26 protein-coding genes are annotated in these 25,973 nt (G+C 61.0%); 16 read left to right on the forward strand and 10 right to left on the reverse strand.

Annotated elements, in window-relative coordinates:
* The first annotated feature begins 35 nt into the window (after positions 1 to 35).
* Together R3C98_RS12230 and R3C98_RS12235 are read left to right on the forward strand one after the other, a co-directional pair.
* Entirely contained in the window at positions 36 to 1,610 is a 1,575-nt protein-coding gene (locus R3C98_RS12230; RefSeq protein ID WP_371314359.1) for an ABC-F family ATP-binding cassette domain-containing protein, read from the forward strand.
* A gap of 78 nt (positions 1,611 to 1,688) precedes the next feature.
* Positions 1,689 to 2,861: an acyl-CoA dehydrogenase family protein gene (locus tag R3C98_RS12235; RefSeq protein WP_371314360.1), complete on the forward strand. Its 1,173-nt coding sequence runs from the start codon at positions 1,689 to 1,691 to the stop codon at positions 2,859 to 2,861.
* A 12-nt stretch (positions 2,862 to 2,873) separates the two neighbouring features.
* Here R3C98_RS12235 and R3C98_RS12240 read toward each other — a convergent pair whose 3' ends face one another.
* The 3 genes from R3C98_RS12240 to R3C98_RS12250 form a co-directional block, all read right to left on the reverse strand.
* A complete protein-coding gene (locus R3C98_RS12240; RefSeq protein ID WP_371314361.1) occupies positions 2,874 to 3,500 on the reverse strand; it encodes a sulfotransferase family protein in 627 nt (208 codons plus the stop codon).
* Positions 3,501 to 3,579: 79 nt separating this feature from the next.
* A complete protein-coding gene (locus R3C98_RS12245; RefSeq protein ID WP_371314362.1) occupies positions 3,580 to 4,434 on the reverse strand; it encodes an SDR family NAD(P)-dependent oxidoreductase in 855 nt (284 codons plus the stop codon).
* 109 nt (positions 4,435 to 4,543) lie between these two features.
* A complete protein-coding gene (locus R3C98_RS12250; protein WP_371314363.1) occupies positions 4,544 to 6,553 on the reverse strand; it encodes a putative bifunctional diguanylate cyclase/phosphodiesterase in 2,010 nt (669 codons plus the stop codon).
* 209 nt (positions 6,554 to 6,762) lie between these two features.
* On the opposite strand from R3C98_RS12250, the gene R3C98_RS12255 reads away from it, so the two are divergent.
* The 10 genes from R3C98_RS12255 to R3C98_RS12300 all read left to right on the forward strand — a co-directional run bounded on the left by R3C98_RS12255 (position 6,763) and on the right by R3C98_RS12300 (position 15,674).
* Positions 6,763 to 7,179, forward strand: coding sequence for a hypothetical protein (locus tag R3C98_RS12255; protein WP_371314364.1), 417 nt, complete (start codon positions 6,763 to 6,765; stop codon positions 7,177 to 7,179).
* A 127-nt stretch (positions 7,180 to 7,306) separates the two neighbouring features.
* A complete protein-coding gene (locus R3C98_RS12260) occupies positions 7,307 to 7,555 on the forward strand; it encodes a DUF3297 family protein (RefSeq protein WP_371314365.1) in 249 nt (82 codons plus the stop codon).
* A 56-nt stretch (positions 7,556 to 7,611) separates the two neighbouring features.
* Positions 7,612 to 8,196: an NnrU family protein gene (locus tag R3C98_RS12265; protein ID WP_371314366.1), complete on the forward strand. Its 585-nt coding sequence runs from the start codon at positions 7,612 to 7,614 to the stop codon at positions 8,194 to 8,196.
* A gap of 75 nt (positions 8,197 to 8,271) precedes the next feature.
* Positions 8,272 to 9,093 (forward strand): 3-methyl-2-oxobutanoate hydroxymethyltransferase, encoded by an 822-nt coding sequence (gene panB, locus R3C98_RS12270; RefSeq protein WP_371314367.1) that lies wholly within the window; start codon positions 8,272 to 8,274, stop codon positions 9,091 to 9,093.
* An 84-nt stretch (positions 9,094 to 9,177) separates the two neighbouring features.
* A complete protein-coding gene (locus R3C98_RS12275; RefSeq protein WP_371314368.1) occupies positions 9,178 to 9,900 on the forward strand; it encodes a hypothetical protein in 723 nt (240 codons plus the stop codon).
* A complete protein-coding gene (locus R3C98_RS12280) occupies positions 9,897 to 11,252 on the forward strand; it encodes a PQQ-binding-like beta-propeller repeat protein (RefSeq protein ID WP_371314369.1) in 1,356 nt (451 codons plus the stop codon). Before R3C98_RS12275 ends, R3C98_RS12280 begins: the two co-directional genes overlap by 4 nt.
* 47 nt (positions 11,253 to 11,299) lie before the next feature.
* Complete coding sequence (gene der / locus R3C98_RS12285) at positions 11,300 to 12,829, forward strand: ribosome biogenesis GTPase Der (protein ID WP_371314370.1); 1,530 nt, start codon at positions 11,300 to 11,302, stop codon at positions 12,827 to 12,829.
* 79 nt (positions 12,830 to 12,908) lie between these two features.
* Positions 12,909 to 13,976 carry a methyltransferase domain-containing protein gene (locus tag R3C98_RS12290; RefSeq protein WP_371314371.1) on the forward strand — a complete coding sequence of 356 codons (1,068 nt, stop codon included), beginning with the start codon at positions 12,909 to 12,911 and terminating at the stop codon, positions 13,974 to 13,976.
* A gap of 85 nt (positions 13,977 to 14,061) precedes the next feature.
* Positions 14,062 to 15,225 carry a nitroreductase family protein gene (locus R3C98_RS12295; protein WP_371314372.1) on the forward strand — a complete coding sequence of 388 codons (1,164 nt, stop codon included), beginning with the start codon at positions 14,062 to 14,064 and terminating at the stop codon, positions 15,223 to 15,225.
* Positions 15,222 to 15,674, forward strand: a complete 453-nt coding sequence (locus tag R3C98_RS12300; RefSeq protein ID WP_371314373.1) for a MarR family winged helix-turn-helix transcriptional regulator — start codon at positions 15,222 to 15,224, stop codon at positions 15,672 to 15,674. Before R3C98_RS12295 ends, R3C98_RS12300 begins: the two co-directional genes overlap by 4 nt.
* 3 nt (positions 15,675 to 15,677) lie before the next feature.
* On the opposite strand, the gene arfB is transcribed toward R3C98_RS12300, so the two are convergent.
* Entirely contained in the window at positions 15,678 to 16,115 is a 438-nt protein-coding gene (arfB, locus tag R3C98_RS12305; RefSeq protein ID WP_371314374.1) for an alternative ribosome rescue aminoacyl-tRNA hydrolase ArfB, read from the reverse strand.
* Between the two features lie 135 nt (positions 16,116 to 16,250).
* Between arfB and R3C98_RS12310 the strand changes: the two genes are divergently transcribed.
* The 4 genes from R3C98_RS12310 (at position 16,251) to R3C98_RS12325 (ending at position 20,075) form a co-directional block, all read left to right on the forward strand.
* Positions 16,251 to 16,838: an RcnB family protein gene (locus tag R3C98_RS12310; protein WP_371314375.1), complete on the forward strand. Its 588-nt coding sequence runs from the start codon at positions 16,251 to 16,253 to the stop codon at positions 16,836 to 16,838.
* Positions 16,839 to 17,317: 479 nt separating this feature from the next.
* Positions 17,318 to 18,166, forward strand: a complete 849-nt coding sequence (gene kdsA / locus R3C98_RS12315) for a 3-deoxy-8-phosphooctulonate synthase (protein WP_371314376.1) — start codon at positions 17,318 to 17,320, stop codon at positions 18,164 to 18,166.
* Positions 18,163 to 18,780 carry a pseudouridine synthase gene (locus R3C98_RS12320; protein ID WP_371314377.1) on the forward strand — a complete coding sequence of 206 codons (618 nt, stop codon included), beginning with the start codon at positions 18,163 to 18,165 and terminating at the stop codon, positions 18,778 to 18,780. The genes kdsA and R3C98_RS12320 overlap by 4 nt, the downstream gene beginning before the upstream one ends.
* A gap of 35 nt (positions 18,781 to 18,815) precedes the next feature.
* Positions 18,816 to 20,075, forward strand: a complete 1,260-nt coding sequence (locus R3C98_RS12325) for a mechanosensitive ion channel family protein (protein WP_371314378.1) — start codon at positions 18,816 to 18,818, stop codon at positions 20,073 to 20,075.
* Between the two features lie 10 nt (positions 20,076 to 20,085).
* On the opposite strand, the gene R3C98_RS12330 is transcribed toward R3C98_RS12325, so the two are convergent.
* From R3C98_RS12330 to R3C98_RS12355, 6 genes are all read right to left on the reverse strand, one after another.
* Entirely contained in the window at positions 20,086 to 20,559 is a 474-nt protein-coding gene (locus R3C98_RS12330) for a hypothetical protein (RefSeq protein ID WP_371314379.1), read from the reverse strand.
* A gap of 63 nt (positions 20,560 to 20,622) precedes the next feature.
* A complete protein-coding gene (locus R3C98_RS12335; RefSeq protein WP_371314380.1) occupies positions 20,623 to 21,828 on the reverse strand; it encodes a serine hydrolase domain-containing protein in 1,206 nt (401 codons plus the stop codon).
* 127 nt (positions 21,829 to 21,955) lie between these two features.
* Positions 21,956 to 24,274, reverse strand: coding sequence for an ATP-dependent Clp protease ATP-binding subunit ClpA (clpA, locus tag R3C98_RS12340; protein ID WP_371314381.1), 2,319 nt, complete (start codon positions 24,272 to 24,274; stop codon positions 21,956 to 21,958).
* A gap of 26 nt (positions 24,275 to 24,300) precedes the next feature.
* A complete protein-coding gene (gene clpS / locus R3C98_RS12345; RefSeq protein WP_281199011.1) occupies positions 24,301 to 24,681 on the reverse strand; it encodes an ATP-dependent Clp protease adapter ClpS in 381 nt (126 codons plus the stop codon).
* A gap of 86 nt (positions 24,682 to 24,767) precedes the next feature.
* Positions 24,768 to 25,178, reverse strand: coding sequence for a DUF1499 domain-containing protein (locus R3C98_RS12350; RefSeq protein ID WP_371314382.1), 411 nt, complete (start codon positions 25,176 to 25,178; stop codon positions 24,768 to 24,770).
* Between the two features lie 184 nt (positions 25,179 to 25,362).
* Positions 25,363 to 25,788: a phasin family protein gene (locus tag R3C98_RS12355; RefSeq protein WP_371314383.1), complete on the reverse strand. Its 426-nt coding sequence runs from the start codon at positions 25,786 to 25,788 to the stop codon at positions 25,363 to 25,365.
* Positions 25,789 to 25,973: the final 185 nt, after the last annotated feature.

Consider the following 25,973-nt stretch of genomic DNA (forward strand, 5'->3'; position numbering starts at 1 on the left):
CGCCCTGCGTTCCAACCTCATTTCACGGCCCCTTCATGACCAGCTTTCTGACACTCGACTCTCTCTCCCTTTCCACGCCTGACGGCACTCCGCTTTTCGGTAATCTGACTCTGTCGCTCGGCCGCGAGCGTGTGGGCCTTGTCGGCCGTAATGGGTCCGGCAAGTCCACACTCTTGCACGCCATCATGGGCAGCGTGGCGCCGACGAGCGGAGGCATTCATCTGAACGGCACCGTCGGCATGCTCCAGCAATCGCTGGACGAAGCGCTCGACCTTGCCGGCGCCCTCGGCATCACCGATTCCCTCGCCTGCCTTGCCCGGCTGGAGTCCGGTGACGGCAGCGTCGAAGACGCCGCCGACGCCGACTGGACCCTGCCGTCGCGTGTGGAACAGGCCATCGCCGACACGGGCCTGCGCGATATCCCGCTGGATACACCAGTCGCCACTTTGAGCGGCGGCGAGCGCATGCGCGTCGCCCTCGCCCGCCAGATTCTTGAAGCGCCGGATCTGCTCCTGCTTGACGAACCGACCAACAATCTGGACACGGAAGGCCGTCAGGCTATCGCGAGCCTGATGCGCGCATGGCCGGGCGGGCTTCTGATTGCCAGCCACGACCGCGACTTGCTGGAACAGGTCGACCGGATCGTGGACCTCTCTCCCGTTGGGGTCACCATCTTTTCCGGCGGATGGAGCGAGTACGCCGCAGCGCGCGAAGCTGCCCGAGAAGCTGCAGAAGCAGACCTTGCCCGCGCCAGCGACACCCTCAAACGCACACGGAAAAGTGTCCAGCAGGCGAAAGAAAAACAGGACCGGCGCGACAAGGCGGGCCGCGCCGCCCGCACCAAAGGCGACGCCCCGAAAATGCTGCTCGATAAAAGGCAGGAACGCGCCGAGGCCACGCGGGGCAAAGGCAGCGCGCTCGCCGCCCGGCAGATGACGGAGAGCGAAGAGGATTTGGCCACCGCCCGCGCCCGGATCGAAATCCTCGCGCCGATTACGATGGACCTGCCGCATTGCGGGCTCCCCTCCGGCCGGCGCCTGATCGAGTTCAAGGGCGTGGAAATGGCGTTCGGTGGCCGGCACCTGTTCGGCCCGCTCGACTTCCAGCTGACCGGTCCGGAGCGGGTGGCGATCGCCGGGCCGAACGGTTCCGGCAAGTCTACCCTGCTCCGCCTTGTCACCGGCGCGCTGCAGCCCACATCCGGCACGGCATCACGCCTGACTGAAAATTTCGCCCTGCTGGACCAGCATGTCAGCCTGCTGGCGCCGGACGAAACCATCCTCGACAACATGCACCGGCTGAACCCCGGCCTCAGCGCCAACGCGGCACATGCCGCTCTCGCCCGGTTCGGCTTTCGCAATGACGATGCCATGCAGATGGCGGGCACGCTGAGCGGCGGCGAAAAGCTCCGCGCTGGCCTCGCTTGTGTCTTTGCCCGGCCTGAGCCGCCGGATCTGCTGATCCTCGATGAACCGACGAACCACCTCGACCTCCGCGCCATCGAGGCGCTGGAGACCGGCCTCAACGCCTGGGACGGCGCCATCCTTCTCGTCAGCCACGATGCCGCCTTCCTGAACGCGATCGACGTGACGCGGACCGTGAACCTATGACGCTGGGTCGCGCTGCCTGGAGTCTGGACGATTTCAAGTCGACATCCTAAGTCTCCCTCCGACAAGAGGAGATACCGGATGTACCAGATTGCGCCGATGAGCGAGGACCAGGAAGCCATCAAGGCCGCCGTCGAGAAGACGCTGGAGCCGTTCGACGACGAATACTGGGGCAAGGTGGACGAGACCGGCAATTGGCCGGAGGAGTTCTGCGATGCCATGGCCAAGGGCGGCTGGATGGGCATCGCCTTCCCCGAGGAATATGGCGGCGCGGGCCTTGGCCTCACCGAAGCGGCTATCATGATGCAGACCGTCACGCGCACGGGTGCAGGCTTTTCCGGCGCCTCGGCGATCCACCTCAACATCTTCGGGCCGAAACCGCTGGAGAAATTCGGCAATCCGGAACTGAAACAGGAAAACCTGCCCAAGATCATCTCCGGCGAGGAGAAGATGTGCTTCGCCGTGACCGAGCCGAATTCCGGCCTCGACACGTCCAGCCTCGAAACCCGGGCCGAGCGCACGAACAATGGCTATGTCATCAATGGCCGCAAGATCTGGACGACGGGCGCCCAGCGCGCGGACAAGATCCTGATCATCGCCCGCACGACGCCGAAGGACCAGTGCTCCAAGCCTCACCTCGGCCTGTCCCTCTTCTACACCGACCTCAACCGTGACCGCATCGAAGCGAACCCGATCCCGAAAATGGGACGCAAGGCGGTGGAGTGTAACACGCTCTTCATCGACAATCTCGAAGTGCCGAAGGAACACCTGATCGGCGAGGAAGGCGCAGGCTTCAAATACCTGCTGCAGGGCCTGAACCCGGAACGCGTACTGTTTGCCGTGGAATCTATCGGCCTCGGCTTTTCCGCGCTGGAGCGCGCTGCGCGATACGCCAATGAGCGGGTCGTGTTCGGCCGCCCGATCGGCCAGAACCAGGGCATCCAGCACCCGCTGGCGAAATCATGGGCGGAACTCTCCGCTGCAGAGCTGCTCGCCTACAAGGCCGCCGGTCTCTACGACAAGGGCCAGGATTGCGGCGCCGAAGCGAACTCGGCGAAATATCTCGGCACCGAAGCCGGCTTCCGCGCCTGCGAGACCGCCGTGCTGACCCATGGCGGCATGGGCTATGCGAAAGAGTACCATGTCGAGCGCATGATGCGCGAAGCCATGCTCGCCCGCATCGCCCCGGTCAGCCGCGAGATGATCCTCAACTTCATCGCCGAACGCGTGCTGGGCCTGCCGAAGAGTTACTAGGCCCCGCCGGGACTACATCTCATCGGTTTTCTTCATGTTCTGGAAGAACTCTTCCTTGCTGTTGGTGCGGGGGTAAGGGCCTTCCGGCACCGGCACGCCGAGGAAGGCGCAGAGCGGTTCCCAGCCATCTTTCGCCGAATGGACCAGCAGGCGGTCAGCGGGAATGGCCGCCTTCACTTCGGCTTCATGCGCGAGGAAGTTGGCGATCAGTTCGTCTTTCGTCTTTGCACTGCCGAAGCTGCGCTCGAGCACTTTGGTGACCATCGTGAACCATTCGACCGCTTGTGGCGGCCAGTTCTCCGGTGCCCAGACCGCGGAAAGGATTGTCTCCGAGATGCTGCCATACCAGCTCTCGGCAGAGCGGGACGAGAGGATGATCTTCGCATCCGGATAGTAATCCGCCAGCTCCTTCCAGAAGGCCGCCGACGGCCAGTCCACCGCCGAGCTGTAGCCGTCATAGATGGCATCAAAGTCCGGCTTGCCGCCCAGCGCGTCGTTCCACAGCGGCACTTGTTTCTCGCCCTTTTCGATCACTTCGATCATGTGATGGCAGGGCCCGAGGCCCAGCTGTTCCAGCGCAAGTTTGAGGGACATCGTCCCTGTCCGGCCATAGCCGGCACTGATTACCTTGAGTGTCACGTCATTCTCCCTGAGCCCGGTTCATCCGGAACTGTTTCATCAGCGCTAGCACATTTGCCCGGCGCAAGACAGACACGCATTAGTGGCGCGGAACCCGCCCGCGGATCCGGTCAAACCCGGCTTTCACATTGGCGAACCGCTCCATGATCGCGGCCTCGAACTCCAGATCCGTAAAGATGTAGGGCCAGTTGCCCTCGATCCCTTCCCGGACAAGCTCACCCACATAGAGCGGATCGATGCCGTGAGCGATCGCTTCGCGGGCCATCTGCGCGAATTCGGAGTCTGCCACATTGGCGTCTTCCCCTGTCGTGTCACGGGCCCCGGCAAACCGGGCCGGCACATTGCGGGCGGAGTCCATGATCTTTGTCCGGATGAAACCGGGACACAGCACCGACACACCGATACCGCGCGGTTCAAGTTCCGTCCGCAGGCCTTCGCTAAGGGCAACGACGCCGAACTTCGTGACATTGTAGGGCGGGTTCGTGACAGGCAGGAAGCCGGCAATGGAAGCGGTCGACACGATCTGTCCACCGTCACCATGCGCCTCGATCAGGGGCCCGAAGATCTCGATCCCCCAGACAACAGACATCAGGTTCACGCCGATGGTCCAGTTCCAGCCCGCATCGGTCCATTCGCCATAACTTCCGCCGCCGCCCACGCCGGCATTGTTGACCAGGATATCCACCCGGCCGAAGCGCTCCATCGTTGCATCGGCCGCTGCCTGTAGCTGGTCCTTCAGGGAAACATCGGCGATCACACCATCGACGTCGGCATTGGTCTGCTTCAGTCCGCCGACTGCGTCATCCAGCGCATCTTTTTCGATATCGCACATCATCACCTTCACACCGGACTGTGCCAGCGCCGTGGTGATGCCAAGCCCGATGCCCGAGGCTGCGCCTGTTACAAAGGCGACCTTGCCTGCCAGATCTTCCATGATGTCCTCCCGGTTTATTATTTTGCCGGGAAGCATGCGCCCACCCTGCCGAGCGGACAAGAGTGGACGAACGGAAAATCAATACACCCTGGCGGACAGCCGGTCAGGCTCAGGCGACGTCGCGCTGCGATCCTTCCAGCATTTCCCGGTAAGTCGGGAAGCGCTTTTCACCGACCAGATACGCATGAAGGTCACGCGCCTCCAGCGGCGGGGAATAAAGATAACCCTGTACCAGGCGGCAACCGGCGCTGCGTGCGATCTCCAGCTGCTCGCGAGTTTCGATACCTTCGATAATGCACTCGATCGACAGAGACCGGCAAAGATGCTGGATGGTCGCGACAAGGCCGAGGCCACGGGCCGTCGTGTTGATGGCCGCACCGAAACTGCGGTCGATCTTCACGATGTCAAACTCCAGCTCCTGCAGGTAGCGCAACGAGGAATACCCCGTGCCGAAATCATCCAGGGCGATCTTCAGCCCCATGAAGCGGAACTTCATGAGATTGTAGCGCGCTTCTTCCATGTCGTTCAGCAGCGACGATTCCGTCACTTCGAGCACCAAACGGTGGCGCACACTTTCCGGTTCCGCCAGGATCATGGCAACAAGCGCATCGCTGGTTTCGCGGCTGATGATGTCCTGCGCCGACAGGTTCACCGACATGGACGGCAGTTCCGGCCAGTTGCGGAGATGATCCAGCGCCTTGCGGACGACCACGCGGGTCAGCTTCTGGGTCATCCCCATCTTCTCGGCGACCGCCACGAATTCGACCGGCGGCACAGAGCCCAGCCCGGGGCTGTCCCACCGGGCAAGCGCTTCGCACCGGGTCACGTCGCCTTCGGTGGAATTCACGATCGGCTGGAAGACAAGGCGCAGCTCTTCATCAAGATTGGCTTTCTTCAGCGCCTGATGCACCACGGCTTCGCGCATTTGAGATTCGGCGTGGCTGGCGGAGAATTCAACCGCCTGCCCCACCTTGTGTTCTTTGGCGCGGAAAAGGGCAAAGTCAGCCTGCTCCATCAGATCGTGTGCGGAGCCTACCGGGAATGAACGCGAAGAATAGCCGACCGACGCCGATACACGGCTTGTGTCATTGTTCGGCAGCCGAACAGGTTCGTTCATCGCATTGACGATCTGCTGCGCGATGCGCTTGGCATCCTTCTGACTCGTCGTCCTGGGCAGGATGTAAGCGAACTCGTCGCCGCCGAGACGCGAAACGCTGGCATTGGTACCCAGTACGCGCTTCAGGCGGCGGGCGGTCTCCACCAGCACGGCATCGCCTGCTGTGTGACCGAACACGTCATTGATCGGCTTGAACCCGTCAAGATCGATCAATCCGATGACCGGAAGCCTTTGGTCTGTCTTCGGATTATATACAGCTTCAACATCCATAAAGAACTGACGGCGATTGGGCAGGCCCGTCAACATGTCCGTCAGGGCCATGGACTCATTCGTATTGGCCAGCTCGGATGAGCGGCGGTTCTCTGCATTGAGCCGGTTCAGCAGAACAACCGATTGGGCCAGACGCAGCTTGTATGTCCGGGATGCCAGAAAGAAGACGAGATAGGTGATCCCCAACTGCATTGTGGCGTAGAAATAAAACCGTTCGCTCCAGTCGAAGAACAGGAAGCAGAAGACGCCCAGCGTCATGAACAGGCACACGCCCACCAAACGCGGCCGCGAAATCGCACAGATCGTCGAGGAGGCACCTGTAAAGGCGGTAAAGAAGGACAGATAAAGCCGTTCCTGGCTGGTCGCATACGGAAGAAGCGTCCAGACCCAGACACCAAGGAGCAGGAACAAGCCTGCTGTGAGCGCTTCAACCTGCTTCAGCTTTACGCGCGCTTCGTCCGGATGCTCGAGCCGGCTGTTGCCGAATTTCCAGAAGGACAGGCGGACAATGCTGAGCGTCACAAAAATGGCTGGAACACCCAATGTAAGAAAATCCGGCGCGTTACCGACAAAGGTCGCACCGAGCGCCACGGCGGCTACCGTCAACATCATGTAGAGTGCCGGGATGTTCTGCGAAATCGCCCGCAGCTGCTCCATCATCACGGCTTCTTCTGGCGTGCGCGCGTTTTGCAGCATCGTCCGGTAGGTATTGATGTTGGTTCTCTTGAGCATACGTTCCGCCGGGTTGGTCTCTCCTGACTAGACAAGAAACCCTAATCTTCAGTGGATTCCGGGCGGGAATTTGCGGGCTTGGTTAAGCACCTGTTTAACATGTTTGATTGCCAGCGGACTGTCCCGCAGCAAAACCACGCGATCTGTCGTGATCATTGCGCCCCGCCCAGGTCTATCCAACTGGATTGGGACCGGTTCAGGATGGCAACATGTCTTTCCTTCACCCCCCTTCCGGCTTCCCGCCGCATCTTGCTGTGATCTGGCCGCTCATCTGGGCCCAGTTGCTGCTCCTGCGTGCTGCGGTGCGGGCCGCCTATGGCAAAGGCGTTCAATATCACTGGAGTGTCAGCCCGTTCGGCCGGGTCTTCCTGACATCGATAGACTGGATCCCCGGGCAGAAGGCCGACCGCATTTCGCTGAAATCCTGCACCCACTTCAATGACCGCCTCGCCGCCGCCTGCGACGGCCGCGCGGCCACGCCCGCTTACCTTCGCAATCCCGCGATCTCCGATACCTCCCGCCAGGGCCGGAGTCATGAATCGCACGATCCGCACTCTGCGGTGCTGTCTCCCCGCATGTTCGGGATGGCGCTGGCACAGGCGAACCTGCCCCTGCCGGAAACATGACGCGCCCCCTTCCCTGAAAATCCATTCCCTCCCCCAAGCGCCTTCACGGGCGCCGCACGTGCTGGCCGAAAGGTTTCCCTGCCTGGTCCCTCTTGCCGTGGGCGCGGCCCACGCTAAAACCGCAAACATGACTGATCAGCTTCCCGACCGCCTGTGCGTTGACCCCGACAGCCCGTTCCACGATCCGGAACTCCTCCAGCAGGAGATCGGCGTGCGTTTCAACGGCACCGAAAAGACCAATGTCGAGGAATACTGCATTTCCGAAGGCTGGATCAAAGTTGCCGCCGGCAAGGCGCTCGACCGCAAGGGCAAACCGCTGACCCTGAAGCTGAAAGGCCAGGTCGAAGTCTGGATCAAGGACGGCAGCGAGGGCTGAAGCCCCTTTCAGTCGGGGCCAACTCGCCGTAAGCTCCTCTCCGGGAGGGCCCCGTCATGGCAATTTTCATTCTCGGTCTGGTGATCTTTTTCGGCGCGCACGTGTTTTCGGCCGTGCGTTCCCGGGAGCCGGGCAAGGACCTGAAGAAGAAGATGGGATATGGGCCCTATATGGGGGCCTATACGTTCGTCTCCATCGTCGGCTTTTTCCTGATTTGCGTGGGCTATGGCGAAACACGCGGCATGGGCCTTGTTTATTCTCCGCCAAGCTGGGGCAAGCACGTCAATTTCGCCCTTATGCCGCCCGCCTTCATCCTGATCGTGGCCTCGCAGCTGCCGGTCGGCCGGATCAAGAAGTGGGCGAAGCATCCGATGCTGGTCGCCGTGAAACTCTGGGCATTCGGGCACTTTTTTGCGACCGGCCAGCTGAACGCCTTCCTGCTGTTCACCGCCTTCATGACCTTCGCCATTTTTGACCGGGTCATGGTCAAACGCCGCGGCGACAATGGCCCGGCACCGGAAGCGCCGACGAAACTCTGGCCCGATGTCGTCTCGGTCATCGGCGGCATCGTGCTTTATGTCGTGTTTGTCGGCTATCTGCACGCAGCGCTGATCGGCGTACCGGTGATCATGCCGGGCTGAGTCCGGCAGATAAACTCCTTGTAATCCCGGAAGGAATTCTTGCCCGCGTCCGCTGGAGCGGATAAGCCGCAGCGCATGTCAAAGCAAACACAGATCACCCGCAAGACCGTCAAGGACATCGCCAAGGCCAAGGGCGGTACGCCTCTGGTCATGCTGACGGCCTACGACGCGCCGATGGCCGAGTTGATGGACCCGCATGTGGACATGCTGCTCGTCGGCGACAGCCTCGGCATGGTGGTACACGGCCTCCCCTCCACGGTCGGTGTAACAATGGAGATGATGATCCTGCATGGTCAGGCCGTGATGCGCGGCTCTGAACAAGCTTTCGTGGTCGTCGACATGCCTTTCGGCAGCTACGAAACGAGTGAGGACCAGGCGTTCCTGAACGCCGTGCGGATCATGAAGGAAACCGGCTGCCAGGCTGTGAAGATCGAGAGCGGCGCCTACGCTGCCAAGCAGATCGCCCACCTTGTCGAGCGCGGCATCCCGGTCATGGGGCACATTGGCCTGCGCCCGCAGGCGATCAATGTCGACGGCGGATTCCGCGCCAAGGGGCGCACCGAGACCGAGCGCGAAATCGTCATCAACGAAGCCCGCGCAGCTGATCGTGCCGGGGCCTTCGCCATCGTCATAGAGGGGGTCGCCGAAGACCTCGCCGCCGAGATTACAGCCGAAGTCAGCTGTCCCACGATCGGCATTGGCGCCTCCGCCGCCTGCGACGGCCAGGTCCTCGTCGCCCAGGATATGCTGGGCCTGTTTGACTGGGCCCCGAAATTCGTTCGCCGCTATGCAGATCTGCGCGCCGAGACAGAAGCCGCCGTTAAGGCCTATGCCGAAGATGTGCGAACCCGCAATTTCCCCGGAAAAGCTGAAACCTACAGCCTGCGAAAACCTTGATCAGAACAGCGCTGGCACATTGCAGCCAGCCGCGGCGGCGTCTAGGTTCCCGCCAGAATTGTGAACCCCGACCGGAGCGGCCCATTGAGCGACATTTTTGAAGAAGTCGACGAAAGCCTTCGCCAGGACAAGATCGAGACCGCCTGGAAGCGCTATCGTCTCTTTGTCTATGGCGGCGCAGCGCTTCTTATTGGAGCCGTAGCCGTCAACGAATTCGTGCTTTATCCCCATTTTGCAGAAATCCGCACCGAACGGGCGAAAGCTTTTGAAAGCGCGGCAACCCAGCTGGCGGACGGGGACTATACCGATGCCGAAGCCGGCTTCCGGGCACTTGTGGAAGAAGGGTCGAGCCTGTCTCCGCTCGCCGCAAATTATCTGGCGCAAACGGTCTATGAAGGCAGCGGCGATGCCGCCGGTGCCACAAATGTGCTGGCAGAGACCGGCAAGGCCGATGGAACGCCCTTCGAGCGCGGCGCCCTGCTGAAAGCGGCTTATGCCAAGGCTGACACCGCCTCGCTCGCAGAGCTGGAGACCCTTCTGGGCGACCTGAAGGAAGAAGAAAGCGGCCTTGGCGCCCTCGCCCGCGAGCTGATCGCGGCAAAGGCTTATGCCGAGGGGGACGCCGCCCGCGCGCGCACCGCTTACAACCGCCTGAAATTCGATGCTGCGGCCCCACAAGGCGTGGTCCGGCGTGCGGAAATCGCGCTCGCCGCGATCCCGATCCCTGCCGAGACAACCACAGACATTCCCGCTGAAGAGGCGGCACCCGCCGAGGCGTCCGAAACCACTGAGGAGACCGGTCAATGACCCAAACCCGCAAGTTCCTGCTGGCCGGAGCCGCGCTCGGCTTCCTTGGCCTGACCGCCTGCTCAAGCTTGCCGAGCTTTAACTTCGGCAACAACAAGGCGAAGGAACTGGCCGAGGCTGAAAAGGCCGGACGGATCACCATGGTCCTGTCGGATACCGACCTCGAAGCCGCCCCGGACCTAGCAACCGAGACAATCACCCTGCCCCCGGCGCAGGAAGTCGACTCCTGGGCCCAAGCCGGGTCCAATGCAGCGAAAGTGAACGGCCATATCAAGGCCGCCGAGACGCTGTCGGTTGCCTGGCGCAACGGTGTCGGCAAGGGCTCGAGCAAGAAATCCGCACTCTCCACACCGCCGGTTGCCAGCAATACGACGATCTTCACGCTCGATTCCGAGCAGCAGGTCGTTGCGACGGATATTGCCAGCGGCAATACGAAATGGCGCAAGAAGCTGAAAGGCCTGACCAAGCGTGACAAGGCTGCGCTCGGCGGCGGGCTCGCGGTTGAAGGCGATTCACTGGTTGTTGCCAGCGGCTTTGGCTATGTCACAGCGCTGGACGCCAACACCGGCGATGAAAATTGGAAGAACACGCTGAGCGCGCCAATGACCGGTGCTCCGACCATCAAGGACGGCCGCATCTTCGTTGAATCCAACAACAACGAAATCTACGCTCTGTCGCTGGAAAGCGGCGAAGTGGAATGGTCGGACCAGGCGATCTCGGAAACGGCGCGAGTGTTGGGAAGCCCCAGCCCTGCTGCGGTCGAAGATTTCGTCATCGCGCCCTTCTCTTCAGGCGAAGTGATTGCGTATCTCGCCTCGAACGGCCGCCGCCTGTGGACGGATGCCATCTCCAGCGCCGGCCGGTTTACGCCGATTTCAGAGATCAACGACATCGGCTCACGACCGGTTCTCGCCGGCGGCCTTGTCTTTGCTTCCAGCCAGTCCGGTATCACCATTGCCATCGACGGCCGTAGCGGCCAGCGGATCTGGACCGCGCAGATCGGCTCTGTCCAGCCGCCTGCCGTGACCGGCCAGCACATGTTCGTGCTCGGAACGGACGGGAAGCTCGCCTGCCTCAACTCGACTACTGGTCAGGCTTACTGGATCGTCCAGCTGCGCCAGTTCGAGAAAGAAAAGAAAAAGAAAAAGCGCATCTCCTATTCCGGTCCGATCGTCGCGTCCGGCCGGGTTCTGGTCGTCTCATCGACCGGACGGTTGCTCGCTTACTCGCCTGAAACCGGGGAAGAAGTCGGGTCGATGAAATTGGGTGATCGCGCCTACCTCGAACCTATTGCCGTGCAGGACAAGCTCATTGTCCTGACGGATGACGCAAAACTGATCGCAATCAAGTAAGGGGCAGCGCCGGCAGGCGCGACCCCCGCTTATGTCACGGGCCTGCCATGCCGCTCAAACTCGCCATTGTCGGACGTCCGAACGTCGGAAAGTCCACGCTCTTCAACCGGCTTGCCGGTAAGAAGATTGCGTTGGTCGACGACCAGCCGGGGGTCACCCGCGACCGCAAGGAGGCAGAAGGCCATCTCGCCTCCATGCCGCTGATCCTGATCGATACAGCGGGATACGAGAGCGTCCACGACGACAGTCTCGAATCCCGGATGCGCGAGCAGACCGAAGCCGCCATCGCGGAAGCCGAGCTTTGCCTTTTTCTGGTCGACGCCCGCACCGGCATCACGCCGGATGACGAAACCTTTGCTCAGCTGCTGCGCAAGTCGGGCCTGCCGATCGTGCTGGCCGCCAACAAGGCCGAAGGACGTCAGGGCGAAGCAGGCGTGATGGAAGCCTGGTCACTCGGCTTTGGTGAACCGGTGGGGCTATCTGCCGAACATGGCGAAGGCTTCGCTGAACTCTTCGATGCGATCCGCCGCGCCCTTGGCGAAGAAGCCTTCGAAAAGGCGATGGAAGAGCCGGAGCCAGATTATGCACGCGGTGGTGGCGAGGATATCCTCGAAAAGCTCGCCCATATCGACATCGATGACGAGACCCTCTCCGACGACGATCTCGTTGCCGCGATCGAGGAAGCCGATGTCGATGTAGAGCCGGAGCCTCCGTGTACGGACAAACCTGTCAAGCTGGCCATCGTCGGACGCCCGAATGCCGGCAAATCCACGCTGATCAACCAGTTGCTGAAATCCGATCGCCTGCTGACCGGGCCGGAGGCCGGTATCACGCGGGACTCCGTGACATTGGACTGGGAATGGGAAGGCCGCCGCGTGCGCCTCGTCGATACGGCGGGCCTGCGCCGCAAGAGCAAGGTGCAGGAACGGCTGGAGCGAATGTCCACCGCCGAAACCATCCGCTCCCTGAAATATGCAGAGATCGTCGCGCTGGTGATGGATCCGCACGATGCGCTGGAGAAGCAGGACCTTCAGATCGCAGACCTCTGCCTGCGCGAGGGCCGCGGCCTCGTCCTCGTTGCGTCCAAATGGGATACGGTGAAAGATCCAGACGCCGCTGCGCGGCATATCCGCGACATCGCCAACCGCCTGATGCCGAATGCTGGCGGCGCGCCGGTCGTGTTCCTGTCCGGCCTGACCGGAAAGCATGTCGACCGGCTGATGCCGGCGGTCATTCAGGTCCACAATGACTGGACCGCGCGCGTGAAAACCGGCGACCTGAACCGCTGGCTGCGCCACACGATTGAACGTCACCCTCCCCCGGCCGTCCAGGGCAAACGGATCAAGCCGCGCTATATGGCGCAGATGAAATCGCGCCCGCCGACCTTTGTGCTGATCGCCTCCCGCGGCGACCAGATGCCGGAGACCTACAAGCGCTACCTCATCAACGAATTGCGCGAAGCGTTCGACCTGCACGGCGTGCCCATCCGCCTGTTCGTACGTCAGGGCAAGAACCCCTATGCCGGTAAACCTGCCGGTTTTCAGAAGCCCCCCTCCAAGAAGGGCAGCAAGCACTAAAATCCCACACACCAGAATGTTATTCGTCTGATACCGTGCGCCTTTATATGAAGGACGAACTTTCAGAAGGAGTCGGGGCATGAATCAGATTCAGGACATCGTCAAAACCTATTACGGGGAAACACTGTCCACTTCGATGGATCTGAAGACCGATGCGTGCACCACGGCGGACCGGCCGCCCCCGCACGTCTCTGCCGCACTGGCCGCTGTGCATGACGAAGTTGCCGCGAAATATTATGGCTGCGGCCTCGCCATCCCGACGGTACTGGACGGTCTGAACGTGCTCGACCTTGGCAGCGGCGCCGGGCGGGATGTTTTCGCTTTGGCGAAACTGGTCGGACCGGACGGTCACGTCACCGGGGTCGACATGACCGATGCGCAGCTGGACGTCGCCCGCGCGCACGAGGCCTGGCATGCGGAACAGTTCGGCTACAAGGCGCCGAACACGCGTTTTGTGAAAGGATACCTGGAGAAACTCGGCGAACTGGACCTTGAGCCCGGTTCGTTCGACCTGATCATCTCCAATTGCGTTATCAATCTGTGCACCGACAAACCGGAAGTGTTCCGTCAGGCCCACCGCCTGCTGAAGCCGGGTGGGGAGATTTACTTCTCCGACGTCTACGCAGACCGGCGCATCCCGGCAGACCTTGCGGCAGATCCCGTTCTCTATGGCGAATGCCTTTCCGGCGCGCTCTACTGGGGAGACTTCCAGTCTATCGCCAAGGCTGCTGGCTTCACCGATCCACGGACCGTGAACCATCGCCGCCTCGGCATCATCGATCCAGCCCTGAAGGACAAACTGGGGCCGATCCGCTTTGCCTCCGTTACGGCGCGCCTTATCAAGCTCGAAGGGCTCGATGCGGCGTGTGAGGATTATGGCCAGGCCGTGATCTACAAGGGCGGTATTCCGGGCATGGAACAGGTCTTCGTGCTGGACGCGGAGCACAGCATCGAGGCCGGCCGGGTCTTCCCCGTCTGCGGCAACACGCTGGCCATGCTGAAGGATACGCGCTTCGCCCCCTATTTTGACGTCATCGGAGATGGCGCCACCCATTACGGCCTGTTCCCCGGTTGCGCTGCGCCAGACGTGTTCGCGGCCACTATCGCCGACGAAGCCCCCGCCTCCCCCGGCGGCTGCTGCGGCTGATCTTCACGGTCCAGGTATTCTCCTGTTTGCATTTTGCGCGCGATAATATATAGATATCTATATATTATCAGAAAAGGAGGCGGCGATGCTGTCCCGGCGCGCACTTCTCGTTACTGGCGGTGCCAGTATTCTTGTCCTAGGCGGCGGCTATGCCGGCCTTTCCAGCATGAGTGATATCAGCTCCGCACGCGAGCCTTGGAAGCAGGCAAGCAAAGGCTTCGGCGATGCCCGTCTGAACGCCGCCGCCTACGCCATCCTCGCACCCAACCCGCACAACCGACAGCCATGGATCATCCGGCTGGAGGGTGACGACAGCCTCACCCTGTTCTGTGACCTGAACCGCCGCCTGCCGGAAACCGACCCGCCAGACCGCCAAATCACGATCGGCCTTGGCGCTTTCCTCGAGCTAATGCGTCAGGCTGCTGCTGAACAAGGAAACCGCCTGGAGGTCACAAAATTCCCGGAGGGCGAACCGGGAAACCGGCTGGACGCTCGTCCCATTGCTCATGTGCGCTTTGCAAGAGACGCCAATGTCGAGCGCGACCCGCTATTTGGCTACGTTCTTCGGCGCCGTACAGCCCGGCTGAAATTCGACCCAGGCAGGCCGGTTCCAATGGACCGATTGGCAGCGCTGATGGAAATTTCGACGGCCTTGTCCGGTCTCGATACGACACGGATCGATGGCAGCAGCGATCCTGAGAAAGTCAGCTGGCTGAAAGATCTCTGCAAGCGTGCCTGGGAAATCGAATTGCGCAAGCCCGAGACGTGCCATGAAAGCTCCAACCTCACCCGTATTGGCGCCAAACAGATCAACGCCAATCCGGATGGTATCTTCCTCGCGGGTCCGATGATGGAAGCTTATCGAATGTCCGGGATGCTGACGCAGGAGAACATGGACGAAGTCGGCTCCACTGCCTGGCAAGCCACCAAGTCCTTCTACGATGGCCTGATTGAAAGTGCGCCGACATTCCTTTGGTTCACCACGCCCGGAAACTCGCGGTCCGAACAGCTGGACAGCGGCGCGGTGTGGGTCAGGCTGCAACTGGCGGCAGCAGCTGCCGGAGTCGGTTTCCAGCCTCTTTCTCAGGTGCTGCAGGAATACAGCGAAATGGCAGCGCCGTTCGCCGAGATCCACGAGCATTTCGGCGTGACGCTTCCGGGCCGGGTGCAGGGCCTCTTCCGGCTGGGATATTCGCGCGGCCAGCCTCCCTCCCCCCGGTGGCCGCTTGAATCGCGGATCGTCACATGAGCCGGCCAGCCGGTCTCGCCGGCGATCCGGTCGAGTTCGAGGTGATGACAGAGATCTCAATCATCGCCCACCTCGCCGACAACGCTTTTGCCCGCCGCCTACCGGATGGTCTGACCACGGCGCAATTTACCGTACTGAATCATCTTTTACGGTTGGAGGTGGAGCAAACAATCGGAGAACTCGCACGTGCGCTTCAGGTGTCCCAGCCGACCATGTCTTCCACAGTACGGCGGCTGGAGGAAAAAGGCTTCGTGACGCTGCTGCCCGATCCGAACGACCGGCGCATCCGGCGCGCTTCGGTCACCCCTGCGGGCGCGGAGATACGGAAACGGTCCGTAAAGGCGCTGGATGCGGCTAAACCAGAGCTGGCGGCACTCTCTCAAGCGGAATGGAAGCAGCTCCTGCCGGTTCTGTTCAAGCTGCGGGTCGCGCTCGATTCGGCGCGTTGAGCCCTATTCCTCCGTCCGGTCGACGCTCCCGCGCAGGGACTTGATCTCTCCACGCTTCTTTTTCGTGGCGATGCGCCGGCGAATACTTCCCTTGGTCGGTTTGGTGCGAATACGCCGCTTGGGTTTGTGGCTGGCTTTCAGGATCATCTCCGCCAGCCGCTTGCGTGCGGCTTCGCGGTTCAGGACCTGGCTGCGATGATTGCCTGCTTCCAGTATCAGGCGGCCGTCATTCGTCATGCGGCTGCCGAACAGTTTCACGAATCGCGCCTTGATCTCCGCCGGCAGGGAGGACGCCTCGACATGCCAGGTCAGCTGCACAGCCGTGGACACCTTGTTCACGTGCTGCCCGCCCGGCCCGGAGGCCCGCACGAAAGCTTCCGATAGCTCCCACGCCGGGACGGTAATCGCTTCTGAGACACGAAGATCGCCGAAATCGGACATGGATAAAGCTTAACTCCCCGTTCAGAGACCGTTCAGGCCGGAAAAAGTAGGTTTGCTCCAATGCGCGATGCGCGACAACCAGACGGCCCGCCAATCACAGTGCGGCAGGCCATTTCGACGGAGGCTCAGCCTGCCATGAAACTGATGAACACATTCGGAAAAGCCATGGCGGCGCTGGCCGTTGCCGGCCTGACCATCGCCCCCATCGCCAGCGCCGATCCCGACCGGGGCCGCGACCGCGGCAGCTACGATCGTGGAGACCGTGATCATGACCGCAGCCGCAGGGATCGCGGCGATCGTCATGACTACCGCGGAGACCGGCGTGATTATCGCGGCGACCGCCGGGATTATCGCCGGGACCACAGCCGGTATGACCGCCGGGATCGCTACGAGTATCGCCGCAGCTATCACCCGCGGTACGCATACCGTCCACCTGTACGGCATTATTATGCCCCGCCGCCTCGCTATAGCTCTTACGCGACCTATGGCTACCGGACCGGACCGTACTTCCGCACGGGCTATATCTCGCCCTACCGGATCGGCGGCTATTACCGCCCGCACCCGCGCACGGTCTATATCCGCGACTATGACCGTTACGGCCTGTATGCCCCGCCGCCCGGATACTACTGGGTTCACGACTATGATCGCGGCGACGCGATCCTGGCTTCGGTGGCCACAGGCGCAATCATTGGCCTCGTTGTTGGCGCGCTCGCCTACAATTAAGGCTGATCGGGCGTCCTGCCCGCTTGGTGAACGCCCGGATGTCTTCCCGGCATCCGGGCGTTTTACGTTCAGATTGTGAATTTGGGCCAAAAAGTCGCGTTCTTAACTTTTGCATGGCGCAAATCATGCTTAACTCTGAGTCGTCCGGGATGGTCCCGGACAAAAAGTACGCGCCTGTTGCGCGCCTGAAAGGAGGTGATCCATGTCGAGTGAGAAACCAGGTGAGGCCAAGTGGTCCAAGTCCTATGGTGTCTTGTTGGAGCAGCCTCTGATCAGCGCCTAGAGATTTGTACCGGTAAGCTGAGACGCTGCCGGGACCATTGTCCTCAACGGACTCACGGGAGCCGTCCTCATCAGGGCGGCTTCTTTGATTCTGGAAGGGATTTCATTGTCCCTGGCGGTAATTGCTGGCCGAAACGGGTTCGCGCGGGCGCGCAATTCGGCTATCTGGCTGCAAACACCCGAACGGAGACATGCCCATGACCGTCCTTACCCACGCCGCTTCCGGATGGACCATCGGGACGGGAAAACCGCTCTCCGTGATCGCTGGCCTGAATGTGCTGGAAGATGAGGGCCTGGCCCTGGAAATCGGCACCGAACTGAAACGCATCTGCGGTGCGCTTGGCCTGCCCTACGTGTTCAAGGCCAGCTTCGACAAGGCGAATCGCTCCTCGATCAAATCCTATCGCGGGCCGGGCATGGAATCGGGCCTGAAGACACTGGCCAGCGTGAAAGCCAAGCTCGGCGTGCCGATCTGTGCCGACTTGCACGAGCCTGGCCAGGCCGAACCGGTTGCCGCAGTTGTGGACATCGTCCAAATCCCCGCCTTCCTGTGCCGTCAGACAGACCTCGTCGTCGCCACCGCGAAAGCCACAGCAGCAGCGGGCGGCATCATCCAAGTGAAGAAGGCTCAGTTCATTGCACCGTGGGACACGAAGAACATCGTCTCCAAGATCGGTGAAGCAGCCGATGTCGGCGTGATCCTGTGTGAGCGCGGCTCCAGCTTCGGATACAACAATCTCGTCGTCGACATGCTGGGCATCCCGGAGATGCAGAAGCTTGGCTGCCCGGTCACGATCGATGCAACTCATGCCGTCCAGTTGCCGGGCGCTGACCCGCGCACCGCTGGCGCCTCCACGGGCGGACGCCGTGACGGCGTGGCGATCATCGCGAAAGCCGCCATCGCATCGGGCGCGGACGGCGTGTTCCTCGAATTCCACACCGATCCGGACAAGGCGCTTTGCGACGGGCCGAGCTGCCTGCCTATCACAGATGCCGAAGGCCTGCTGACGACGCTGAAGGCGCTGCACGAGGTGGTGGCCGCGTGAGGCGGGATGCCAACCAGGAAACGCGCGTCATCCTGCTGAACAAGCCATTCGGCGTGCTCTCCCAGTTCACGGACAAGGGAAACGCAGGTTCGAAGCGGCGGACCCTGTCGGAACTGATCGACATTCCCGGTGTCTACCCGGCGGGCCGGCTGGACCAGGATTCCGAAGGCCTGATGATCCTGACCAATGACGGCCGCTTGCAGCACCGCATCGCCAATCCGGCCAACAAGATGCCCAAGACATATTGGGCGCAGGTGGAAGGCATTCCGGACGAAGCGGCCTTGCAGCGCCTGCGTGATGGCGTGGACCTTTCCGACGGCCTGACCGCCCCGGCGAAAGCCAGCGCCCTTCCCGCACCTGAAAATCTCTGGCCGCGCGTGCCGCCGATCCGTTTCCGCAAATCCGTGCCAGACAGCTGGATCGAACTGACGATCACGGAAGGACGCAACCGTCAGGTCCGCCGCATGACAGCCGCTGTCGGCCACCCGACCCTGCGGCTGGTCCGTGTCCGTATCGGCGAGTGGGAGCTCGGAAACCTTCAGCCCGGCGAATGGCGCGAAGGCCATGTGCCGCAGCCACCAAAACACAGGAGTCGGGGCAGTTTACGCCACTGACACGACAGGGACGACAAGACCCAGGGGAATTCAGAATGGAAAATACCGCCCAGCTCCAGTCCATCGGCGGCTGGTTCGACCAGAACGCGCCTCAGTGGGCACAAGATGCCGCCAGCTATATCGCCACGGTCTGGAACCAGGGCGATTACGGCCTCACCTATGGCGAGATCTTCACGGCTGTCCTGATCGTGGCCGTCGCACTGATGGTCCGCGGCCTGTTCGCGCGGATCATCGTGTCCTCCATCATGCGCCTCACGGCAGGCACCAAGACCCGGCTCGACGATGCGCTGGTCAATTCGATTGCGACCCCGCTGAAGGTCGTTCCAGTGATCATCGGCATCTACATCGCCCTCCAGGTGACGGATATTTCCGGCGAAGCGGAAGTGTATGCCAACCGGATTCTGCGCTCGGTGATCACGCTCGCTGTGTTCTGGACACTAGCCCGGGCCGTAAACGCCTTCGAGTTCATGTTCGGTACGCTGCGCAATGCACTGTCTTCGGCGGCAGTCGACTGGATGGTGAAAGCGCTACAGGTCCTGCTTGTGGTGCTGGGAATGGGCGCGGTGGCCGAACAATGGGGCATCCAGATCGCGCCACTTCTGGCCGGGCTTGGCGTGCTGGGCATTGCCGTCGGTCTGGGCGCGCAAGACCTGTTCAAGAACCTGATCTCCGGCATCCTGATCATCACCGAGAAACGCTTCGTGCCCGGCGAATGGATCAAGGTGGATGGCGTTGTCGAAGGGACAGTGGAGAAGATCAATTTCCGCTCCACGCTGATCCGGCGGTTCGACAAGAGCCCGGTTTATGTGCCCAACAGTGCCCTGTCCGACGCGGCCGTGACGAACTTCTCCCGCATGACCTATCGGCGGATCAAATGGGCGATTGGCGTCGAGTACCGAACAACGGTCGATCAGCTGAAATACATCCGTGACGAAATCGAAGCCTGGCTCTGGAATGACGACCGCTTCGTGAAACCACCTGAAGCAGCGCTGTTCGTGCGCGTCGACAATTTCAATGCCAGCTCCATCGACTTCCTCATCTACACCTTCACCAAGACGAAGGACTGGGGCGATTGGCTAGCCATCAAGGAAGAGTTCGCCGTTGCCGTCATGGAGATCATCGAGAAAGCCGGTACAGGGTTCGCCTTCCCGAGTCAGACGATCTATCTGCAGGAAACCGATCCGCCGGAAATCATGGCACCGCCGGCAGCCAGCGAAGGCGTGGAGCGCGCACAGAAAATGATAGCGGAGAGTGGAAACCGGCGTGGTATGGGCGAAGCCGACGATGACGGCTGACCCTACCGCGCTACTCCATTTCAGGCAGCAGCTCCGGCTGTACCATGCTGCAGATCAGCGGTGATGCGTCTTTCAATTCGTAGAACATCGCCGTGTCTTCCAGCGTGTTGAGATGCGCCGTAAACTGACCGTCAGCACATTCCGGGCCGATCCGCGTTGCTGAACAGTCCAGATAGAGCGGCACGTTCACCTTGCCGGGAATCAGCACAGCAGCCAGTTCCTCGCTGCCATAAAGGACGAGATGGGCGCTCATGTCTGACTTGTCGCAGATGTAATCCATCTCCCGTGTCAGGCCGAGTGCAGCGGCGCGCGCTTCCGGACTGGTGACCGTATCATCAGACGTAGAGACTGCTGCAACGTCTGCAGGTTCCGTAATGATTTCCTCCGCAGGAGGTGTTTCGCCCGGATAGCCTGACCCCACCGCGTCGTCGCATGCTGCAGGGATCAACAACAGTATTGAGCATAGTCCGGCACAGCGCATCACGCATGATCCTCCTCCACCCTATCGGAAAGAGTATCATGCGGAAGGCGATTCCGGAAACGCGGACTATTTCACCCAGGCACCCGGCGAATTCGTCCGGTAACCGAGCGAGCGGTACGCCGCGTCGATCAGGCTCTGTCCACGGTCATTCAACAGGATGCCATTACCCATCTGGTTCATTGTGTAGCTGAAGGCGAGGCCGCAATCCGGATCGGCGAAACCGATGGAGCCACCCGCGCCGACATGCCCAAAGGCCCGTTCACCCATGATCGCGCTGGTGCCGGGGCCCATCTTGCGGCGCCGGTTGTCCATGGATTTCATGAAGCCGGAAGCAAAGCGGGTCGGGATCAGCAGCGTCGCATCCCGGTGGGTTGCGGTCGACACCATGGTCATGTTGTTGAGCCGGTCTTCAGAGACCAGGGACCCGTCATTGGTCGCAAGCGGTGTGTACATCGCCACCTGCCCGCGTGCATTGGACAGGCCTCCGCCGCCGCCGATTTCGGCGGTCTGACCCTTGCGGTCGTTGAAGTCCCAGCCGCCGGTGTTCATGAAACTCTTGTGCTGGATCGATTCCGGATCGGTCATCAGCTTGATGCCGAACTCCGTCGCCTCATCACCCGGCTGAGGAACGTATTGGCGGATCGGGGCGATGTGCACATCCTCCGTTTCCGGAAGGCCCAGCCAGAAGCGCGCGCCGGTTTTCTCCGCCACTTCTTCGCGGAAGAATGTGCCAAGCGACTTGCCGGACACACGGCGGACGAGTTCGCCCACCGTCCATCCGAAATTGATCATGTGATATCCATTGCGGGTGCCCGGCTCCCAGAAGGGTTCCTCGTCCGCCATGCGCTGGACCATGTAGTCCCAGTCAGCAAAGCCGCCTGGCTTCACCGGGTCGCGTAGCGTGGGCAGTGCACTCTCATGGTTCAGCATCATCTGAACCGTGGTCTTCTCCTTCCCGTTCTTCGCAAATTCCGGCCAGTATTCCGAAACGAGTGCTTCGGGATCGAGTTCGCCCCGGTCAATCAGGATGTGAGCGCACAGCGCTGTCGCGGCTTTGGAACAGGAGAAGACGATGGAGATCGTGTCTTCCTGCCAGGGGTCATTCGTCTCGGGATTGGCCATGCCGCCCCAGAGATCGACCAGCGTTTCGCCATTCACGGACAGGCAGACCGACGCGCCGACCTCGCCGCGTTCTGCAAGGTTCTTTTCGAGTTCGCGTTTCACTTCCTCGAAACGCGGGTCGCACGTGCCGTGCACCTGACTATCGGACATTTATTTCCTCCCGGTATTTTCCCGCGAGCATAAGCATCCGTCTCTCAGGATGCGAGTACGAAAAGGGCCGTACCTTCCGGCACGGCCCCATAACGTCGCGGCAATTCGCCAGCTAAATCGCTGCCTATCAGGCGGGCTCCTGAGAGCCCTTCTTGGCAGCCGGCTTTTTCTTCTTCGGCTTTTCGGCCACATACTTGAACGCCAGCTTGCTGTCGTCGGCCTTGTCGATGTCGATATGGACCACGCCGCCCTTCTGCAGTTCGCCGAAGAGGAGTTCCTCCGCCATCGGCTTCTTGACGTGCTCCTGAATCGTCCGGGCCAGCGGCCGGGCGCCCATGTCGGCATCGAATCCGCGCTTGGCGAGCCAGTCGCGCGCCGCCTTGGAGATTTCGATCGAGACATTGCGGTCTTCCAGCTGGACTTCCAGCTGCAGGATGAATTTCTCGACCACGCGGTCGATAATTTCCGGCGTCAGGCCGCCAAAGGTGATCACAGCGTCGAGACGGTTGCGGAATTCCGGCGTGAAGAGGCGCTTGATGGCCTCGTCCTGCTCGTCGTCCTTCTTGCCGGCGCCGAAGCCAATGGCGTTTTTCGCGGCATCCGATGCACCGGCATTGGTGGTCATGATCACGACCACGTTGCGGAAGTCGACCTTGCGGCCGTTTGCATCGGTCAGCGAGCCATTGTCCATCACCTGCAGCAGGATATTGAACAGGTCCGGGTGGGCCTTCTCGATTTCGTCGAGCAGCAGCACGCAGTGCGGATGCTGGTCCACGCCATCGGTCAGCAGGCCGCCCTCGTCATAACCGACATAGCCCGGAGGCGCGCCGATCAGGCGGGAGACGGTGTGACGCTCCATATATTCCGACATGTCGAAGCGCAGCATCTCGACGCCCATGATGGAGGCGAGCTGTTTGGCAACCTCGGTCTTGCCGACGCCGGTCGGGCCAGCGAACAGGTAGGAGCCGATCGGCTTGTTCGGTTCGCGCAGGCCGGCCCGGGCGAGCTTGATCGAAGCGGACAGCGCCTCAATGGCCTCGTCCTGGCCGTAGACGACACGCTTGAGATCAGTTTCCAGCGACCGCAGAGCTTCGGCATCGTCGGACGAAACCTGTTTCGGGGGAATGCGGGCAATCTTGGCCACGACGGCTTCGATGTCTCGCACGCCAACCGTCTTTTTCCGCTTGCTGGACGGGAGCAGCCACTGGGCAGCTCCTGCCTCGTCGACCACGTCGATGGCCTTGTCCGGCAGTTTCCGGTCCGTGATATAGCGGTCGGACAGCTCCACCGCCGACTTGATCGCGTCATTCGTGTACCGAAGGCCGTGGAAATCCTCGAAGCGGGATTTCAGACCGGTCAGGATCTTGATGGCGTCTGCCACGGTCGGCTCCACCACGTCGATCTTGCGGAACCGGCGGGACAGGGCGCGGTCCTTTTCGAAGTGCTGTTTGTATTCCTTGAACGTGGTCGAGCCCATGCAGCGCAGGCCGCCATTCTGCAGGGCCGGTTTCAGGAGGTTCGACGCATCCATCGCTCCGCCAGAGGTCGCCCCAGCGCCGATGATCGTGTGGATCTCATCGATGAACAGGATGGCTTTTTCCTGCTGCTCCAGTTCCTTCATCACTGACTTCAGACGTTCCTCGAAGTCGCCGCGATAGCGGGTACCGGCCAGCAGAGCGCCCATATCGAGCGACCAGATGATGGCTTCGTCCAGAATCTCCGGCGCCTCGCCATCAACAATCTTCTTGGCAAGGCCCTCAGCGATGGCCGTCTTGCCGACGCCCGGATCGCCCACGAGGATCGGGTTGTTCTTGTTCCGCCGGCACAGAACCTCGATGCAGCGGTTGATTTCCATATCGCGGCCGATGAGCGGATCAATCTTGCCGGCACGCGCCTTCGCGTTGAGGTTCACACAGTAAGCATCAAGCGCCTCGTGCCCCTGCTTCACCGCTTCCTCTTCGGCAGGCTCCGCGCCGCGCGGGCTCGACGGGCGCGACATGCCAGGCTGCTTGGCAACGCCATGGGAGATGAAATTGACCGCGTCATAGCGGGTCATGTCCTGCTCCTGCAGGAAGTAGGCAGCGTGGCTTTCGCGCTCGGAAAAAATCGACACCAGCACGTTGGCGCCGGTCACTTCGTCCCGGCCGGAGCTTTCGACGTGAAGGATGGCGCGCTGGACCACACGCTGGAACGCAGCGGTCGGTTGAACACGGCCCTCCCCGTCTTCCACGATCAGGCTGGTCAGCTCGTCATCGATGTAACGGACCAGTTCCGCGATCAGAACTTCTATATCGACCTTGCAGGCCCCCATCACTTCCTTCGCGTGCTCATCCTCTGTCAAAGCCAGCAGGAGGTGCTCGAGTGTGGCGTACTCATGCTCCCGTTCGGAGGCCAGGGTGAGGGCCTTTTCAAGAGCCGTTTCCAGGGAGGGGGACAAGCGTGGCAATGTGGAAGCCTTCCGGGGTTAGAGGTCTAGTCGTCTTTCTCCATGACACATTGGAGAGGGTGTTCGTGCCGCTTCGCAAGGTCAAGCACCTGGGCAACCTTTGTTTCGGCCACCTCATATGTGTAGACCCCGCACAGTCCGACACCCTTCTGATGCACGTGAAGCATGATGCGGGTCGCCTGCTCTCGCGAGCGGTTGAAGAACCGTTCGAGGATGAACACGACGAATTCCATCGGCGTGTAGTCATCATTGAGCAAAAGCACACGATAGAGCGAGGGTTTCTTGGTCCGCACACGAGTCTGCGTGGACAGGCCATATTCGATTCCGTCATCGCCTGTACCTCCGTCGCCGGGCGGTGCCGGCGGCTCGGGATCGTTCATTCGATAATGCGGAATGCCCTTGCTCATGACTCTTAAGATATACGGTTCAGGGCAAGATTGAAGATGTGACAGGCGGCAAAATCATTTCCTGCCTGCTTTTAGGGCAGGCGTGCTCAGCGTGTACCTATCAATTCGAGTAGTTCCTGCACTCGTTTGGCGTTGGTTCCGAGATCGGAATAGCCGATGCGAGATCCGGAATAGATGGCCACGCTGGACCTGCCAGCGTCGCCGTCCACGGGTACGGCCTGGACGTACACATCGTCCTTGAACTTCATCAGTGGCGTCACCGCGATAAACGAAATCCGGAGCGTATCCGGGTCTGAGGCGCGCAGGCGCCACTCTACCCGTTCCAGCACCAGGTCCATCACCACGTTGAAGACCTGCTTCGGCGTCTTTTCGAAAACCGGCGCCGTTTCGTCCACGGGCACCATTCCGGTAAATCCATCTGGCGCAACCAGGCAGTTGTTCGGCCGGGCCGGACGCTTCAGGGCAGGAAACTCGATCAGATCAGGCAGTCGTGACATGGGGAGCATGTAACCGTGTTGCGCGAGACTCGCCAACTCTGTTTTTGGCCTTGTTTTCCGGGCTCCTTTACGGAAACGACCCAGCAAAACATACGCCCTGAACAAAAGAACCGGACCAATCAGGTCCGGCTCTTCTCAATCTACTGCACTCTACAATCAGGCGGTTAGGCCCGATCCCAGAAGCTTATTTTGCAGCGAAGGCCATGAACGGCTTTGCCGCGTCGCGCCATGCAGACATGCAGAGTTCTGCCTGCGCGTTCATTTCTTTCGTATACGCCGAAAACATGGATTTCGCAAATCCAGCCTGGATTTCCATCACCTGGCGAACGTCTTTCGCAGAAGTGATCGCCTGAGTTGCTTCAACGCCCTGCTCCAGCGATTTGGTGAAGAAATCCATGTTCCGGCTGCCCAGTTCGCGCGCCATGTCGGTCGAAGCCGCGGTGCGCTCGCTGAACGCTTTCAGGCCGGATTCGGCGTACTCGCCGAACATGCCGGTGAAACCGGAGAGCTGTTCCATGCCCTCGCCGAGCATCTTGGTGGTGGTGTCCATTGCTGCACTCGCTTCGGCCTTCGCACGCTTCGCGGTGGTGGCCGTCTTTGCCTTCGTCATCGATCGTTCCTTTTGTACTACCCTGCGCTTACCCTACGAAAACATTATTACACTTTCCTCTTCGCGTTCGCAATAATTTTTTGTGCGCCGCAACATAGCGCATTCAGCACGCATTTTGCATCGTTTTTATTACGTTTCCGCAATCCGTGCCCCAAGTTGCTGTTAAGGTGTGGTCAAGGGATTTG

It is taken from the genome of Hyphomonas sp., assembly GCF_041398465.1.
Classification (GTDB): domain Bacteria; phylum Pseudomonadota; class Alphaproteobacteria; order Caulobacterales; family Hyphomonadaceae; genus Hyphomonas.

What these genes read in the sequence shown, in the direction of transcription:
- R3C98_RS12230 (WP_371314359.1), top strand. Translation starts at nt 36, where the DNA reads ATGACCAGCTTTCTGACACTCGACTCTCTCTCCCTTTCCACGCCTGAC.
- R3C98_RS12235 (WP_371314360.1), top strand. Translation starts at nt 1,689, where the DNA reads ATGTACCAGATTGCGCCGATGAGCGAGGACCAGGAAGCCATCAAGGCC.
- R3C98_RS12245 (WP_371314362.1), bottom strand. Translation starts at nt 4,434, where the DNA reads ATGGAAGATCTGGCAGGCAAGGTCGCCTTTGTAACAGGCGCAGCCTCG.
- R3C98_RS12250 (WP_371314363.1), bottom strand. Translation starts at nt 6,553, where the DNA reads ATGCTCAAGAGAACCAACATCAATACCTACCGGACGATGCTGCAAAAC.
- R3C98_RS12255 (WP_371314364.1), top strand. Translation starts at nt 6,763, where the DNA reads ATGTCTTTCCTTCACCCCCCTTCCGGCTTCCCGCCGCATCTTGCTGTG.
- R3C98_RS12260 (WP_371314365.1), top strand. Translation starts at nt 7,307, where the DNA reads ATGACTGATCAGCTTCCCGACCGCCTGTGCGTTGACCCCGACAGCCCG.
- R3C98_RS12265 (WP_371314366.1), top strand. Translation starts at nt 7,612, where the DNA reads ATGGCAATTTTCATTCTCGGTCTGGTGATCTTTTTCGGCGCGCACGTG.
- panB (WP_371314367.1), top strand. Translation starts at nt 8,272, where the DNA reads ATGTCAAAGCAAACACAGATCACCCGCAAGACCGTCAAGGACATCGCC.
- R3C98_RS12280 (WP_371314369.1), top strand. Translation starts at nt 9,897, where the DNA reads ATGACCCAAACCCGCAAGTTCCTGCTGGCCGGAGCCGCGCTCGGCTTC.
- der (WP_371314370.1), top strand. Translation starts at nt 11,300, where the DNA reads ATGCCGCTCAAACTCGCCATTGTCGGACGTCCGAACGTCGGAAAGTCC.
- R3C98_RS12290 (WP_371314371.1), top strand. Translation starts at nt 12,909, where the DNA reads ATGAATCAGATTCAGGACATCGTCAAAACCTATTACGGGGAAACACTG.
- R3C98_RS12295 (WP_371314372.1), top strand. Translation starts at nt 14,062, where the DNA reads ATGCTGTCCCGGCGCGCACTTCTCGTTACTGGCGGTGCCAGTATTCTT.
- R3C98_RS12300 (WP_371314373.1), top strand. Translation starts at nt 15,222, where the DNA reads ATGAGCCGGCCAGCCGGTCTCGCCGGCGATCCGGTCGAGTTCGAGGTG.
- arfB (WP_371314374.1), bottom strand. Translation starts at nt 16,115, where the DNA reads ATGTCCGATTTCGGCGATCTTCGTGTCTCAGAAGCGATTACCGTCCCG.
- R3C98_RS12310 (WP_371314375.1), top strand. Translation starts at nt 16,251, where the DNA reads ATGAAACTGATGAACACATTCGGAAAAGCCATGGCGGCGCTGGCCGTT.
- kdsA (WP_371314376.1), top strand. Translation starts at nt 17,318, where the DNA reads ATGACCGTCCTTACCCACGCCGCTTCCGGATGGACCATCGGGACGGGA.
- R3C98_RS12325 (WP_371314378.1), top strand. Translation starts at nt 18,816, where the DNA reads ATGGAAAATACCGCCCAGCTCCAGTCCATCGGCGGCTGGTTCGACCAG.
- R3C98_RS12335 (WP_371314380.1), bottom strand. Translation starts at nt 21,828, where the DNA reads ATGTCCGATAGTCAGGTGCACGGCACGTGCGACCCGCGTTTCGAGGAA.
- clpS (WP_281199011.1), bottom strand. Translation starts at nt 24,681, where the DNA reads ATGAGCAAGGGCATTCCGCATTATCGAATGAACGATCCCGAGCCGCCG.
- R3C98_RS12350 (WP_371314382.1), bottom strand. Translation starts at nt 25,178, where the DNA reads ATGTCACGACTGCCTGATCTGATCGAGTTTCCTGCCCTGAAGCGTCCG.
- R3C98_RS12355 (WP_371314383.1), bottom strand. Translation starts at nt 25,788, where the DNA reads ATGACGAAGGCAAAGACGGCCACCACCGCGAAGCGTGCGAAGGCCGAA.